This is a genomic window from Bacillus sp. FSL K6-6038 (assembly GCF_038050455.1).
Lineage (GTDB): Bacteria > Bacillota > Bacilli > Bacillales > Bacillaceae_G > Bacillus_A > Bacillus_A pseudomycoides.
Map to the genome: position 1 here is coordinate 376,093 of NZ_JBBOUH010000001.1, position 16,683 is coordinate 392,775.

General features: G+C 34.3%; 14 protein-coding genes. 10 read left to right on the top strand and 4 right to left on the bottom strand.

Annotated elements, in window-relative coordinates:
* Nucleotides 1-65: 65 nt before the first annotated feature.
* The 4 genes from NSQ40_RS01990 to NSQ40_RS02005 form a co-directional block, all read right to left on the bottom strand.
* Nucleotides 66-758: an amino acid ABC transporter permease gene (locus NSQ40_RS01990; RefSeq protein WP_003194725.1), complete on the bottom strand. Its 693-nt coding sequence runs from the start codon at nt 756-758 to the stop codon at nt 66-68.
* Nucleotides 759-873: 115 nt separating this feature from the next.
* The gene (locus tag NSQ40_RS01995) at nt 874-1,659 is read right to left on the bottom strand and encodes an ABC transporter substrate-binding protein (protein WP_018766523.1); all 786 of its coding nucleotides are present in this window, start codon (nt 1,657-1,659) and stop codon (nt 874-876) included.
* Between the two features lie 145 nt (nt 1,660-1,804).
* A complete protein-coding gene (locus NSQ40_RS02000; protein ID WP_003194731.1) occupies nt 1,805-2,527 on the bottom strand; it encodes an amino acid ABC transporter ATP-binding protein in 723 nt (240 codons plus the stop codon).
* Between the two features lie 192 nt (nt 2,528-2,719).
* Complete coding sequence (locus tag NSQ40_RS02005) at nt 2,720-4,054, bottom strand: FAD-binding oxidoreductase (RefSeq protein ID WP_097786963.1); 1,335 nt, start codon at nt 4,052-4,054, stop codon at nt 2,720-2,722.
* 397 nt (nt 4,055-4,451) lie between these two features.
* Between NSQ40_RS02005 and argR the strand changes: the two genes are divergently transcribed.
* The 10 genes from argR to NSQ40_RS02055 all read left to right on the top strand — a co-directional run bounded on the left by argR (nt 4,452) and on the right by NSQ40_RS02055 (nt 16,392).
* Nucleotides 4,452-4,901 (top strand): arginine repressor, encoded by a 450-nt coding sequence (argR, locus tag NSQ40_RS02010; RefSeq protein WP_018766526.1) that lies wholly within the window; start codon nt 4,452-4,454, stop codon nt 4,899-4,901.
* A gap of 276 nt (nt 4,902-5,177) precedes the next feature.
* Nucleotides 5,178-6,410 (top strand): arginine deiminase, encoded by a 1,233-nt coding sequence (arcA, locus tag NSQ40_RS02015; RefSeq protein WP_003194737.1) that lies wholly within the window; start codon nt 5,178-5,180, stop codon nt 6,408-6,410.
* Nucleotides 6,411-6,440: 30 nt separating this feature from the next.
* Entirely contained in the window at nt 6,441-7,439 is a 999-nt protein-coding gene (gene argF, locus NSQ40_RS02020) for an ornithine carbamoyltransferase (RefSeq protein WP_003205627.1), read from the top strand.
* Between the two features lie 95 nt (nt 7,440-7,534).
* Nucleotides 7,535-8,950, top strand: coding sequence for an arginine-ornithine antiporter (gene arcD, locus NSQ40_RS02025; protein ID WP_003205625.1), 1,416 nt, complete (start codon nt 7,535-7,537; stop codon nt 8,948-8,950).
* Between the two features lie 36 nt (nt 8,951-8,986).
* Nucleotides 8,987-9,949, top strand: a complete 963-nt coding sequence (gene arcC / locus NSQ40_RS02030) for a carbamate kinase (RefSeq protein ID WP_003205622.1) — start codon at nt 8,987-8,989, stop codon at nt 9,947-9,949.
* Between the two features lie 199 nt (nt 9,950-10,148).
* On the top strand, nt 10,149-10,838 hold the full coding sequence (locus NSQ40_RS02035) for a Crp/Fnr family transcriptional regulator (RefSeq protein ID WP_018766527.1): 690 nt from the start codon (nt 10,149-10,151) through the stop codon (nt 10,836-10,838).
* Nucleotides 10,839-10,976: 138 nt separating this feature from the next.
* The gene (locus NSQ40_RS02040) at nt 10,977-11,660 is read left to right on the top strand and encodes a hypothetical protein (RefSeq protein ID WP_003194745.1); all 684 of its coding nucleotides are present in this window, start codon (nt 10,977-10,979) and stop codon (nt 11,658-11,660) included.
* 445 nt (nt 11,661-12,105) lie between these two features.
* A complete protein-coding gene (locus tag NSQ40_RS02045; protein WP_018766528.1) occupies nt 12,106-13,770 on the top strand; it encodes a glycoside hydrolase family 13 protein in 1,665 nt (554 codons plus the stop codon).
* 189 nt (nt 13,771-13,959) lie between these two features.
* Entirely contained in the window at nt 13,960-15,597 is a 1,638-nt protein-coding gene (locus tag NSQ40_RS02050; protein ID WP_003194749.1) for a PTS transporter subunit IIBC, read from the top strand.
* 3 nt (nt 15,598-15,600) lie between these two features.
* Nucleotides 15,601-16,392 carry an endonuclease/exonuclease/phosphatase family protein gene (locus NSQ40_RS02055; RefSeq protein WP_003194752.1) on the top strand — a complete coding sequence of 264 codons (792 nt, stop codon included), beginning with the start codon at nt 15,601-15,603 and terminating at the stop codon, nt 16,390-16,392.
* Nucleotides 16,393-16,683: the final 291 nt, after the last annotated feature.

The following is a 16,683-nucleotide window of genomic DNA, read 5'->3' on the forward strand; positions in this document are numbered from 1 at the left end:
GTAATAGTAACTTTTCATTGATTCCTTTTTCAATCTAATAGATGAAAGGGTTGCTACAATTCTTCCTATAAAGAGACTGCTTTTTCTTTCTCTTTATTTACTTGTATAGAATTACTTTGTTTACGCTGAAGTTTTTTCTCTAAGAGATTTACGAGGTAAGTAAACAAAAGGACGAGTACAAGATAATAGGCACTAACAACAATGTATGTTTCAAGTTGCTTAAAGTTTCCAGCAGCTATAGATAAACCGGATCCCCAAAGCTCAGACATTCCTACGTATGCGACAAGGGAAGAATCTTTTAATCCAATGACAAATTGGTTTCCGAGCGGTGGGATTGATAATCGAAATGCTTGCGGTAAAATGATACGGCGCATAGCGAGTGGATAGGACATTCCTAAAGAACGAGCCGCTTCTAATTGGCCGCGATCGACCGATTGAATGGAGCCACGGAAAATTTCTGTAATATATGCACCGTTATGAATTGCTAAAGCAATGGCACCAGCCCAAAATGGAGACAGAACGATAATAGACGTAATGCCGAAATAAAGAATCATGATTTGAACGATTAATGGTGTGCCTCGGATAACAGCAATATATATGTGTGCAATACTATTTAAAATTTTATTATTGGAAATACGAAAAAAGGCGAATAGAAGTCCGATTAATGAACCAAGTAATAATGAAGTTAATGTTAATTGTAAAGTCATGACAATTGCTTTTAGAAATGTTGGATATGTAGATATGAAAATTTCAATCATCAACGTCACCTCAATATAGAATTTATTTTAGGAAATAGATGCAAATACCCCACGGCTGAGGTGGGGCATCGCTTATGGATTAAAAATGATTTGTTTTTTAGAAGGGTAAATCATTTTATTTTGTCTTTTCCTCTTCTCCAAGAATATTTTTTCCAAACCATTTTTTACTGATTTTTTCATATGTGCCATCTTTAATAATTTCCTCTAATGCTTTGTTTACTTTCTTCACCATCTCTTTATCATCTTTGCGAATTGCAATTCCCATTTCCTCAAGATTTAATGGTTTGCCAGCTTCTTTTATATTTGATTTTCCTTCTTTTATCATACGAAGACCAACCATTTGATCCGTAATAACAGCATCTACTCGGCCCGGTTCCAAATCCATAAGAGCTGTAATGTCACTGTCGTATTCTGTGATTTGATCTGTATGTTTTTCCACAAGTGTTTTAAATGTACTAGCTTTTACAACACCGATTTTTTTTCCTTTTAAGTCTTCTACTGAAGAAATGGAATTGTTCTTTTTAGCTACGAAAATTTGTGCACCAGAGCGATAGTATGGATTCGTAAAATTAACGGCTTTTAGGCGGTCTTCTGTAATTGCCATACTTCCTAATATGACGTCATATTTTTTTGCTTTTAGACCTTGAATCAATGTTTCCCAAGGATTTGTAACTGGAACAGGCTTCATTCCCATTTTTTTTGCGAGTGCCTCACCAATTTCGACATCAAAACCAACTAGTTTTCCGTCATTTTCTTTGAAATTAAAAGGTTTATATAAGCCGCTCATTGCATAGCGAAACTCTTTCCCTTCATTTGTTGAAGTTTCCTTACTACAGGCTCCAAGGACGAAGGATACACATAGTGTAATTGCTGCAAAAACAGTAAGTATTTTCTTTCTCATCAAAACCCCTCCTATATATTCATCCTGCACATACGGGTTAAACAGCCGTATCTTAATTGCTATGGAAAGTTTCCATGGGTGGGGCAATTAGGCCACCCGTATGAGTTTTAATGGTTTAAGTATTCGTGGGGAGTGAAGTCCCTCTCTATAAAATGTTTCGTAAAAACTGTTTTGCTCTCTCATTTGACGGTGCTGAAAAAAATTGTTCTGGTGGTGCATCCTCTACAATTTGTCCATTATCCATAAAAATGACGCGATCTGCTACATCCCGTGCAAAGTTCATTTCATGGGTGACGATTACCATTGTCATTCCTTCACCAGCAAGCTCTTTCATAACTTGGAGTACTTCTCCAACAAGTTCAGGATCAAGAGCAGATGTAGGTTCATCAAATAGCATGATTTTAGGATTCATTGCAAGTGCGCGTGCGATCGCAACACGTTGTTTTTGTCCACCAGATAAAAGGTGAGGTGTCACGTTTGCTTTGTCTTGTAATCCAACCTTTTGTAATAGGTCGGTTCCAATTTCTTTCGCTTTTGTTTTGTCCATTTTTTTTACATGAATAGGTGCTTCTATGATGTTTTCTAATGAGGTCATATGTGGAAAGAGGTTAAAATGTTGAAATACCATTCCAACATTTTCGCGGACTTTGTTTAAGTTTGTACTTTTAGGATTAATTCGTTTCCCTTGTAAGTGAATTTCTCCTTCATCGTACATTTCTAAAAAGTTGAGACAACGAAGTAAAGTGCTTTTTCCTGAGCCGCTCGCGCCAATTAAAACAACAACTTCTTTTTCTTTTACTTCTAAATTGATCCCTTTTAAAACGTCTAATGAACCAAATGACTTTACTAGATTTTGAACTTGAATCATACCAATCCCCCAGTCAAATTTGTATTTTACAAATGTTGCCCCTTATTTTTGTTATTAGTCATAAAGTGCCAAAACCCTTTATTTTTTGCGAAAAACATTGTCTAGGGAACGTGAAATTAGGAAGATGATTCGGTTAGTAAGGTGATAAAAAGAGGCTTTGAAGAAAATAAAAAAGTGAGAGAAATTTATATTTTATTTATGGAAGGGAGGGATGCTTTGTGGGAATCGAAAAACATTACAAGGGTCATATACTGTTTTTACTTTACGTAACCTTGTAAAGTTTGTGCCATAGTAAGTGTTTTGCCAATCTGTAATATCAATATCAGGCCAATTGACATAATCACCTAATGTATAAGGTGCCATAGCATTTCGTAAATCTTTAATCCAACGTATATTTTGTTGTTCCTCATTGTCGCATTTCCAAGATGTAAGGTATTCTTGAGCAATAATTGCTTTTCGATGGAAATAAGCTGTTTCACTTGAAGCAATGTCTTCTACAGCTCCTATGAGTGATTGATGCCAAACGCTCGCTGAAGAATTTGGAGTATGACTAAGAAAATGCTTTAGAACTTGAATCCCTTTAAGCGGAATTGTCTTATATACATAAGAACCAGAACGTTTGAATTTTTCTGGGATGTTACCACTATTAAAGAATTCAACTGCTTGTATATAAGGAACTTCTTCTATGAACAGAGAAGGAGTTCCAGCTTGTAATACAGGTGCCAGTAAATCGAGGAGTTCCGAAGGATGACCAACAAATTCTCCTTTTACTTCAATTTTATTTCTCTGTTTAGAAAATAATTCAATAGATGAAGTAAGACGCTCATCTATATAAGGTGCCCAGTTTTGCCAAGCTTGAAATGCGGTAATAAAGTCTTTCCATTCCCAAGTGAGTGAAAAAATCGAGACGTTTTGAATGGGGTGAACACGAAATGTTAAAGATGTAACAATTCCGAAGTTCCCACCGCCACCGCCGCAGCATGCCCAAAATAAATCAGCGTTTTCTCTTTCGCTGGCACGAATAAATCTTGCCCCTTTTTTACCAACTGCTTGCACCATGTCTATTTCTAATAGTTGATCACAAGTTAATCCAAATAAGCGTGATAACATACCAATGCCACCACCAAGTGTTAATCCAACAATTCCAACGCTGGCGCTGGTGCCAGCTGGTAATGTGACGCCATATTTCCACAGCTCTTTATAAACAGCACCAAGGTCTGCTCCAGCCTCAATGGTTGCTGTTAAGCTGTTCTGCTGGACTATAATTCGATTCATTTCACTTACATCAATAATAAGTCCACGATTCACAAGGGAAAAGTTTTCATAGTTATGGCGACCACTTCGTACACGAAATGGTATATGACGTTCACGTGCCCACTTCAAGGCATTGCATACATCTTGAGTATTTTGACAGAAGACAATTATGCAGGGGAGCTTTGGAAGACTTAAATTTAAGTTTATGCGAGCTACATCATATTCAGGATCTTCTGGAGTTACAATGCACCCTGTTAATTTTGTTTTTTTCATTATATTGTTCCTTTCCATATGAGATTGGTTCTTATTATTGTATGAGAAAGCTTGTTTAAGAGTGTTTGAATTATAAATAGTATGTATATGAAGAATGAATAGGCTGATTAAAATGTTAGTATATTTTTCTGGGAAATTTAATTGAAATTAGAAACATATGGATGTGTATTCAGCAGTATGTATTTAGTGTTGCCATACTAGATACTATAGAAATTTTTAGCAGTACTCCAACAGAAGTCCCCTTTCTCAAGCACGTGCAGGACATAGTCCAGGATGAAATCATATAAGAGGGATAATTATAAACTATGAACGTTTCCGCAACATTTACCTTTATCTCTTTCGAATGGAAATTATAGCAAGATATAATAAAGTTATAATATTCGAAAGGATGTCTTTTATGAAAAAGGAGAAAAGACAACGGCTAATTAAACAATTGATAAGAGAGTGTGAAATAGATACACAAGAGAAATTAGTAGAATTGTTAGAAGAACATGGTGTAGTAGTTACACAAGCAACGATTTCACGAGATATTCGTGAATTAAATTTAATAAAGGTAACCTCTGCAAGTGGATTAACAATATATAAGATTTTTTCAGAAGACAGTTTACAAACGGATATGAAATTAAAGAAAAAAATAAAAGAAGTTGTTGTGAAAATTGATTGTGTAGAGCAATTAACAATCATTAAAACATTACCGGGAAATGCCCATGTTATTGGTGTATTATTGGATTCTTTAGATTGGAAAGAAAAAGTAGGATGTATATGTGGAAATGATACGTGCCTTGTGATTTCTCGATCACAATCGGATAGGAAGGTTCTAGAAGAAAGATTGAAATTGATTATGTAAGTGAAGATCCTATTTCTAATTTTTATTAGAAATAGGATCTTTTTTTGAAATTTTAATATGAATTAGTAAAGGGTTATTCATTATATATACGTAATATATAGCTGTTTTGCAAAATATGGAGCAAAAAACCTTATAAAAATACAAATATATATTATTTTAAAAAATAAATTGTGAAATATTCCACTTGAAAATGTTAGCGCTTTCACAAGAAAGGAAGTACGTACCGTTTATTATGTATTTGTAGACATCAAACAAATTTAAAAGGAGGTACAACAAATGAAACATCCGATACATGTTACTTCAGAAATTGGGGAATTACAAACGGTTTTATTAAAACGTCCTGGTAAAGAAGTGGAAAATTTAACGCCAGATTATTTGCAACAATTATTATTTGACGATATCCCATATTTACCAATTATTCAAAAAGAACATGATTATTTTGCACAAACATTACGCAATCGGGGTGTTGAAGTTCTTTATTTAGAAAAACTAGCAGCTGAGGCGTTAGTTGATAAAAAACTTCGTGAAGAATTTGTTGATCGTATTTTAAAAGAAGGACAGACTGACGTAAATGTTGCACATCAAACTTTAAAAGAATATTTACTTTCCTTTTCAAATGAAGAATTGATTCAGAAAATTATGGGTGGCGTGCGGAAAAACGAAATTGAAACTAGTAAAAAAACGCATCTGTATGAATTAATGGAAGATCATTATCCATTTTATTTAGATCCAATGCCAAATTTATATTTTACTCGTGATCCAGCAGCTAGTATAGGTGACGGTTTAACAATTAACAAAATGAGAGAACCGGCACGGAGACGTGAATCATTGTTTATGGAATATATCATTAAACATCATCCACGATTTGCAAGTCATGATGTGCCAGTTTGGTTAGATCGTGATTATAAATTTCCGATTGAAGGTGGCGACGAACTGATTTTAAATGAGGAAACAATTGCAATTGGGGTATCTGCTCGTACTTCAGCTAAAGCAATTGAGCGTTTAGCTAAAAACTTATTTAGTCGCCAAAATAAAATTAAAAAAGTGCTAGCAATAGAAATTCCAAAATGTCGTGCTTTTATGCACTTAGATACAGTGTTTACAATGGTCGATTATGACAAATTTACAATTCACCCAGCTATTCAAGGACCAAAAGGAAATATGAATATATATATATTAGAAAAAGGAAAGGATGAAGAAACTCTTAAAATTACCCATCGTACATCTTTAACTGAAGCTTTAAAAGAAGTGTTAGGTTTAAGTGAATTAGTACTTATCCCTTGCGGAGGAGGAGATGTGATCGCTTCTGCTCGTGAACAATGGAATGATGGATCTAATACATTGGCGATTGCGCCAGGAGTAGTTGTTACATATGATCGCAACTATGTATCTAATGCTTTATTACGTGAGCATGGTATAGAAGTTATTGAAGTACTCAGCTCGGAATTATCTCGCGGTCGTGGGGGTCCACGTTGTATGAGTATGCCGATTGTTCGAAAAGATATTTAGTATAAAAAACGGAGAAAGTAGGGATGAATCATGTTGATGACTAAACCAAACTTAAAAGGAAGAAGTTTTCTTGCTGAAAAAGATTTTACGGAAGAAGAATTATTATACTTTCTAGATTTAGCAGCAGAATTAAAAGAGAAAAAGAAAAATGGTATTCCGCATCGTTATTTAGAAGGTAAAAATGTTGCACTCTTATTCGAAAAAACTTCAACTCGTACACGGTGTGCATTTACAGTAGCTTGTACAGATTTAGGTGCCAACCCTGAATACTTAGGTAAAGGTGATATTCAGCTCGGAAAAAAAGAATCTGTTGAAGATACAGCAAAAGTTTTAGGGCGTATGTTTGATGGGATTGAATTCCGTGGTTTCGATCATGCGACAGTAGAATCTTTAGCAAACAATTCTGGTGTGCCAGTATGGAATGGCTTAACAGATATGTGGCATCCAACACAAACACTTGCAGATTTATTAACAATAAGAGAGCATGTGGGACGTTTAAAAGACGTTAAGCTCGTTTATGTTGGGGACGGGCGGAACAATGTAGCAAATAGCTTATTAGTCGGCGGTGCAATTGTTGGAATGGAAGTCCGTATTTGTACACCAGAATCATTATGGCCAGCACAAGAAGTTATTGATTTAGCAAAAAAATATAATGATCGAGTAATGGTAACAAGTAATGTTCAAGAGGCTGTTGCAGATGCGGATGTAATTTATACAGATGTATGGGTATCTATGGGGGAAGAAGATAAGTTTGCTGAACGTATTGAATTATTGACGCCTTATCAAGTAAATATGCAAATGATTAAAGAAACTGGAAATGAAAATGTGGTGTTCTTACATTGTTTACCTGCATTTCATGATGCGGAAACAATGTACGGAGAAGAAATTTATGAAAAATATGGAATAAAAGAAATGGAAGTAAGTGACGAAGTCTTCCGTAGTAAGCATTCAAAAGTATTTGATCAAGCAGAAAATAGAATGCATACAATTAAAGCGGTTATGGCAGCTACTTTAGGAAATATGGAGTAAAGAAGGAAGGTAATCTTCCTTCTTTCTCCTCCTTTAGACACTATCATTCACTATTGTTGTTTTCTTCTTATTGCAATTAAAGAGAGGTGAGTGTAATGGGTGAAGAAAAGAAACTAGGACTATTTACTTTAACAGCTCTTGTCGTTGGTTCCATGATAGGCGGTGGAGCATTTAACTTAGCAAGTGATATGGCAAAAGGCGCTGGTGCGGGAGCCATTATTATCGGTTGGGTTATAACAGGGGTTGGGATGATTGCTCTTGGATTATCATTTCAAAATTTAACTGTAAAAAGACCAGATTTAGATGGTGGTATTTTTAGTTATGCAAAAGCAGGATTTGGTAATTTTATGGGATTTAATAGTGCCTGGGGATATTGGCTATCTGCTTGGCTTGGTAATGTAGCTTACGGTACATTATTATTCTCTTCATTAGGTTATTTCTTCCCAGTTTTTGAAGGTGGACAAAATGTAGCTTCGATTATTGGAGCGAGTATATTGCTATGGTGTGTTCACATGCTAATTTTACGTGGGGTACAATCAGCAGCACTTGTAAATTTAGTAACAACAATTGCAAAATTAGTGCCTGTATTTGTCTTTATTGTTGTAGGAATTTTCGCCTTCCATATTGATATTTTCTTAGATGGTTTTTGGGGACAAGCTGGTTCCTTTTCTTGGGGAGCAGTAGGTAGTCAAGTTAAGAGCACAATGCTTGTAACTCTTTGGGTATTTATTGGTGTAGAAGGGGCTGTTGTCTTATCAAGTCGTGCGAAAAGCCGAAGCGATGTGGGGAAAGCAACAGTCATCGGATTAATTGGTACACTCATCATTTATATCCTACTTACATTACTATCTCTTGGTCTTATGCAACAAGCTGATGTTGCTAATTTGAAAAATCCGTCTATGGCGTATTTATTTGAAAGCGTTGTCGGAAAATGGGGCGCTATTTTTATTAACTTAGGTTTAGTAATTTCTGTATTAGGTGCTTGGTTAGGATGGACGCTACTCGCATCTGAAATTCCATATTTAGCTGCTAAAGACGGAGTGTTTCCAAAGTGGTTTGCGAAAGAAAATAAAAACAAAGCTCCTATAAATTCATTATGGATAACAAATGGTTTAATTCAAATTTTCTTATTAACATTTGTTGTTTCAGATCAAGCATATCATTTTGCATTTTCTCTCGCGTCCTCTGCTATTTTAATTCCGTATGCTTTTTCAGCATTCTATCAATTTAAGCACAGTTTACAATCTAAAGAAAAAGATCGAACAAAAAATATAATCATTGGTTTGGTAGCAAGTATTTATGGAATTTGGTTAGTGTATGCAGCTGGCTTAGATTACTTATTACTAACAATGACATTATATGCACCTGGTATTTTCATCTTTTACAATGTTCAAAAGCAAACGAATCCAAAACAAATATTTACACGTGTGGAACTGGTATCCTCTGTAGCTATTGGTGCCTTAGCATTTTTCGCGATTTATGGATTAATTACAGGGAGTATCACTTTATAAAATTTTGTGAAACTGAATTAATTGGAGGGTTGAAATATGACACGAAGAAAAATCGTAGTTGCACTAGGGGGAAATGCTATACAATCTGGAAATGCTACTGCCGAGGCGCAGCAAGAAGCATTAGAAAGAACAGCAGAACAACTTGTTAAAATTATGGAAAATAACATTGATATTGTTATTGCACATGGAAATGGCCCGCAAGTAGGTAATATTTTATTGCAACAAAAAGCAGCAGATACGGAAAAAACACCGGCAATGCCGTTAGATACTTGTGGTGCAATGAGCCAAGGGATGATCGGATATTGGATGGAAAATGCAATTGAGAAGGCTTTGAAAAAGCGTAAAATAAAAAAAGAAGTAGCCACGGTTATAACACGTGTTGTCGTGGATGAAAAGGATGAGGCATTCCGAAATCCAACAAAACCAATTGGGCCTTTCTATACAGAAGAAGAAGCAAGAAAGTTAATGGAAGAAACAAAAGCTGTATTTAAAGAGGATGCAGGAAGAGGATGGAGACGCGTTGTTCCATCACCAAAGCCTGTGAGTATTCACGAGCATAAAGTAATCAATTCATTAGTTGAAGGTGGAAATATAGTCATTGCTGTTGGAGGTGGAGGAATCCCCGTTATTGAGTCTGAGGAAGGGTTAAAAGGTACTGAAGCTGTCATTGATAAGGACTTTGCAGCTCAAAAGTTAGCAGAACTAGTAGATGCTGATACACTTGTGATTTTAACGGCAGTTGATTATGTTTATGTGCATTTTAATCAGCCTAATCAAAAGAGATTAGAGGCTGTTACAGTCGATGAATTAGAAGGGTATATACAGGAGAAACAATTTGCAGCAGGTAGTATGCTTCCAAAAATTGAAGCTGCTATTAGTTTTGCAAATGCAGATCCAAAGCGAAAAACAATTATTACTTCATTAGAAAAAGTATATGAAGCGTTAGAAGAAAAAGCTGGTACGATTATTTCTAAGCAGGACGTATATGCTTGTGTATAAACATAGCTCTTCTATTACTAGTAATTTCAAAAAGAATGAGGTAGCAACTTCATTCTTTTTTTGTTTGTTAATTTTTGGATAAAACGTTCATAAAGTATTCATGATAAACAAAAGCTGTGTAAGTTAAGTGTGATAAAATAAAATTGAATACGCTTTCTCGATGTTTCACTCCGATATATAGCAAGAGAGAAGGAATTTTATGAACAGACGGAACGTAGTTAAAGACTTGAAGCAGTTTGAATTATTTTCTCATGTAACAGATACAAAATTAAAAAGCCTATCAGAGTTTGTTTATTGGCGAACTTATAAGAAAGGTCAGTTTTTATTTTTAGAAGGTGATTCAAGAGAAAGAATTTATTTTATGCTAGATGGTTTTGTAAAGTTAGAGCGAGTAAATCAAAACGGGAATTTATTATATGAAGACTATGTAAAGCGACTTTCTATTTTCCCTTATGGTGGTATGTTTACAGACAATGCATATAATTATACAGCGGAAGCAATGACAGATGTGGATGTTTACTATATTCCTACAGTGATTTTTGAAGATATGGTAAAAGCAAGTCGGACACAGCTAATGTACGTTGTTCAGCAGTTATCCTCTATATTAAAAATTAACGAAAATCGGGTGCAAAATATTACAATCCCAAATGCACAAGATCGTGTTATCCAGACATTAAATTATTTAATGAATGATTTAGGAGAACAAGATGGTGAGGAAATTGTAATCGCATGTCCACTTACAACAATTGAAATTTCAAAGATATCTGGAACATCTCGAGAGACTGTTAGCGGTGTATTAAAACAATTGAAAAATGATAGTATTGTTACGGTTCTAGGTAAAAAAATTACTATACATAATCCAACGTACTTTGAGGAAATTTCGATGTGAAAACTTCATATTGTATATTAATAGAGTTCTTTATATATTTATAAGGAACTTTTTTATGTTATTCCCTATAAAAAGACTGTATATTCCGATAATGTTAGCTAAAATCGATAATAAAAAACAAAGGAGAAGGGAGAAAGAATGATTCGGATTGAATATGATCGATTAGTAGCCATTTTTTACAGTGTCGGAGTATTACTATTAATAAAAATGCCAAATGATAATGAATTAATTGGAGAAAAATTATTTCACGCATACGGGATTCCAGTAGATACATATATTTATATGGGGTATAAGATTTCGAATATCTGGATTTGTTCTTTTGCATTACAAGCAATTTCTTTTCTATTTCTTATAAAGTGGTTAGAAAAGAAGGATTCTAATTGGTTAAAAAAGCTAAATAACATAAAAGTAGTGTGTATGAGTGTCTTGATTATCATAATGCCATTTACTTTAAATGAAATACTTCAAACTCTTGATAAAACATGGCATTACACAGGGAAAAAAGGACTAGAGGCAATTGAATACAAAAAAGAGGATAGCCAATGTACGATGGAGAAAAAGGGGGATAATTTTGAACAAAATTGCGTCGTCACTTTAAAAAATTATCGCAATCATTCACAAGCATTACAACTTGTTTTATATCAAGATGCAAATCAAAAATTAAAGAGTTATCAGGTACCAACACCTATTTACTTACAGCGACATGAAACAAAGCAATTTGAGTTTCAAGTTCCAGTTGTTTATGATGACGTCGTAGTGAAAAATAAAGCACCAAATATTAAATTGCGGTCATTAAATAAAAATCATAAGACAGATAATTAGTTTATGAAAATGAGGTTTGTTATTAGGAGAAAGAATTATAAATGAAAAAGAAAAGTAAACTTTAGTCATCCAAAATGTTGCGAATAATCGGGCATAAATTGGATGACTTTTTATTTGTAATTAAGACCCACACATCAGAATTCAGGGAACCAACTGTCCGTAAAAGCCCGATTGGTGAGGGCTAATAATCAGTGGGGGATGAAGAATCCCCCACTGATTAAAGTTTCACTTTATTAATGATAAAGGGGAGTGAGAAATTCCCACCAAGTATGTACACCATAAAAATATGTAAGGTTAATGAAATGGAGTATTGTTTCTTAAAGAAAAGTAGATATTTAGTAATAAGATGAAATTTCTCATTGCAAACTCTCTATATTTTGTTATGATAGTGTTACGAAAACGTTTGCATAAATTTTTAAGATGGATGCAAAAGGAGAGAATTATTATGAATAAAACATGGTGGAAAGAAGCTGTCGCTTATCAAATTTATCCACGTAGCTTTATGGATTCCAATGGTGATGGTATTGGAGATTTACAAGGTATTATTACAAAACTTGATTATTTAAAGGATTTAGGTGTCGATGTAATTTGGATTTGTCCAATGTATAAATCACCGAATGATGATAATGGTTATGATATTAGTGACTATCAAGACATTATGGATGAATTTGGTACAATGGCTGATTTTGATGAATTACTAGATGAAGTGCATAAACGTGGTATGAAGCTCATTATTGATTTAGTTATTAATCACACGAGTGATGAACATCCTTGGTTTATTGAATCGCGTTCGTCTAAAGATAATCCAAAACGTGATTGGTATATTTGGCGCGATGGTAAGGATGGAGAAGAGCCAAATAATTGGGAAAGTATCTTTAGCGGTTCTGCTTGGGAATATGATGAAGTAACAGATCAATATTTCTTACACATATTCTCACGTAAACAACCAGATTTAAACTGGGAGAATGCACAGGTCCGTGAAGTTTTATATGATACTGTAAACTGGTGGCTAGATAAAGGAATTGATGGTTTCCGTGTAGATGCAATCAGTCATATCAAAAAAGAAGAAGGCCTAAAAGACATGCCAAATCCAAAAGGGTTAAAGTATGTGCCTTCTTTTGATAAACATATGAATGTAAATGGAATTCAGCCACTTTTAGAAGAGTTGAAGGAGAATACATTTTCAAAATACGATATTATGACTGTTGGGGAAGCCAATGGTGTCAAAGTTGAAGATGCTGATCTTTGGGTTGGAGAAGAAAACGGTAAATTTAATATGGTATTTCAGTTTGAGCATTTAAGTTTATGGGATGCAGAAAAGAAAAAGGAACTTGATGTTGTGGAACTGAAAAAGGTGTTAACGAAGTGGCAAAAAGGTTTAGAAAATAAGGGATGGAATGCGTTGTATATTGAAAATCATGATAAACCACGGATTGTTTCTACGTGGGGAGATGATAAACAGTATTGGCGTGAAAGTGCAACAGCTTTAGGAGCAATGTACTTCTTTATGCACGGAACACCGTTTATTTATCAAGGACAAGAAATTGGTATGACAAATGTTCAATTCCAAAATATTGAAGATTATGATGACGTAGCAATTAAGAATTTATATCGCGAGAAAATTGCAGAAGGCGTATCACATCAAGAAATGATGGAAATTATTTGGGCATCTTGTCGTGATAATTCACGTACACCAATGCAATGGAATGATGAAGAAAACGCTGGTTTTACAACAGGGAAACCGTGGTTTGGAATGAATCCAAATTATAAAGAAATTAATGTTCAAAAGCAGCAAGTAGAGACTAGTTCTATTTTTAATTTCTATAAAAAGATGATTGCACTAAAAAAAGAGCATGATGTATTTAATTATGGCACATATGATTTGATTTTAGAGAATGATCCGCAGGTTTATGCGTATACGCGTACGTTAAATGATGCAAAAGTTGTTGTGATTAGTAATATATCTAAAGAAAATGCTGTGTATAATGAGGATACATTCTCTTTAGAACGCAAACGTTTGCTTTTAAATAACTATGAAGTAGCGGAACATAATAAATGTACTACAATTACTTTAAAACCTTATGAAACAAGGGTTTATCGTATTTCTTAATAAAAAAAGATGCTCTCGTAGCATCTTTTTTTATGAAAAATAATAAATTTATATTGCAATATGAAAACGCTTTTATTAAAATAGATTTATGAAAACGTTTGCGTTAAAAAAGGTATCGTTTTCGTAGGCAAAAAGAAATTATTATCTATATTACTAGGGATTTTATAAATAAAGAGGAGGAAAAAACAGATGAAAATTACGTCTTTTGATTTTTGGCAGAAGTTCGGGAAAGCATTGCTAGTTGTTGTAGCTGTTATGCCAGCTGCTGGCTTAATGATTTCCATCGGTAAGCTAATTGGTATGTCTGCTGGGGATGTAAATGCAGTACATACAATTGCTAGAGTAATGGAAGACATCGGTTGGGCAATTATTACAAACTTGCATATTTTATTTGCAGTAGCAATTGGGGGGTCTTGGGCGAAAGACCGGGCAGGTGGTGCATTTGCAGCACTGTTAGCATTCGTCTTAACGAACCGAATTACGGGAGCTATATTTGGTGTTAACGCTGAAATGTTAACGGATTCAAAAGCGAAAGTTTCTTCATTATTAGCAGGAGATTTACTTGTAAAGGATTATTTCACTTCTGTACTTGGTGCACCAGCATTGAACATGGGAGTATTCGTAGGGATTATTACAGGGTTCTTAGGAGCTACCTTATATAATAAATACTATAACTATAATAAATTACCACAAGCATTAGCGTTCTTTAACGGAAAACGCTTTGTACCGTTCGTTGTAATTGTATGGTCTACAGTTACTGCGATTGCTTTATCACTTTTATGGCCATTTATCCAAAGCGGATTAAATGAGTTTGGTCGCTGGATCGCAGCATCTAAAGATAGTGCACCAATTGTTGCACCATTTGTATACGGGACATTAGAGCGTTTACTATTACCGTTCGGATTACATCATATGTTAACGATTCCTATGAACTATACGGAGCTTGGTGGAACATATACGATGTTAACTGGAGCAAAAGTTGGTCAGGTTGTTGCGGGACAAGATCCATTATGGCTTGCATGGATTACTGATTTAAATAACTTGTTAGCAAAAGGGGATACAAAAGCATATAACGATTTATTAAATAATGTTGTTCCAGCTCGTTTCAAAGTTGGGCAAGTTATTGGTTCAACTGCATCATTAATTGGTATTGCATTTGCGATGTTCCGTAATGTCGATAAAGATAAACGTGCAAAATATAAACCAATGTTCTTATCTGCAGCATTAGCAGTATTTTTAACAGGTGTAACGGAACCAATTGAATTCATGTTCATGTTTATTGCACCAGTATTATATATTGTATACGCGATTACAACAGGACTTGCATTTGCATTAGCGGATTTAATTAACTTACGTGTTCATGCATTTGGATTTATTGAGTTAATTACACGTACACCAATGATGATAAATGCGGGGTTAACAAGAGATTTAATTAACTTTGTTGTTGTGTCAGCGGTATTCTTCGGTTTAAACTTTACATTATTCAATTTCTTAATTAAAAAATTCAATTTACCAACGCCAGGTCGTGCAGGGAACTATATTGATAATGAAGATGAATCAGAAGAAGGCACAACGAATGTAAAAGAGGGTTCATTAGCAACAAAGGTTATTGAACTTTTAGGTGGAAAAGATAATATTGCGGATGTAGATGCTTGTATGACACGTTTACGTGTAACAGTGAAAAATTTAGAAGCTGTTGCACCAGAAGCACAGTGGAAGCAAAACGGTGCTTTAGGTCTCATTGTAAAAGACAAAGGTGTTCAAGCGGTATATGGTCCGAAAGCTGATGTGTTGAAATCAGACATCCAAGATATGTTAGGTGCATAATAAATGAAATTACTCACTTTAAACTGCCACTCTTGGCAAGAAGAGAATCAAATAGAAAAAATAAGACATCTTGCTAAAACGATTCAAGAAGAAGGTTACGATGTTATTGCCTTGCAAGAGGTTAGTCAGTCTATAAAAGCTCAAAATGTATGCGGTAATAAGAAAAAGGATAACTTTGGCCTTGTATTACTTGCAGAGCTTGAGAAGTTGGGTTCAGGAAATTACAATATTGTTTGGGATTACTCGCATATTGGTTATGACATATATGAAGAAGGTTCAGCTATCATAACGAAACATCCTATTGTGAAACAAGATTCTTTCTTTGTATCAGAAAGTAAGGATACTTCTTATTGGAAAGCACGTAAAATTGTAAGTGCAACAGTCTCTTATAAAGGAAAGAATATGACGTTTTATTCATGTCACCTTGGGTGGTGGAATGATGAGGAGGAAACGTTTCAAGGCCAAGTGGATTGTTTAACGCAGCATGTGAATGAAAACGAACTTTCAATTTTAATGGGCGATTTTAATAATAATGCCCGTTTACAAGGAGAAGGATACGATTATCTCATGCAAAAAGGGCTTTATGACACATATGAACTAGCTTTTAAAAAAGATGAAGGAACAACTGTACAAGGAAAAATTGCTGGTTGGGATGAAAATAAGCAAAATTTACGAATTGATCTTATTTTAAGTAACAAACCAAAAACAGTTATTTCTTCAAAGGTCATTTTCAATGGTATAAATCGAAATATTATTTCAGATCATTTCGGAGTAGAAGTTCAATTAGATATATAATAATAGAAGAAATCCTCATAGCAATGTAAGCGCTATGAGGATTTTTTTTGTGAATACAAGTATTTCCAAGATAAAATACTTGTATTTTTTATGACATTTCCTATATATTTGTTATTACTGAATGTAAAACCGATTTGGTCATTTTGTATGAATACTTTATCGACTTCGTTATATAATGAAGTAAGTGAAGTGTTTCGTTTGGAAAAATAGTACATTTTCGTTTAATCCACGATGAGGAAAATGATATAATTGCAAAATGCATGCATCATTTTCTAAAGAAGGAAAAATATA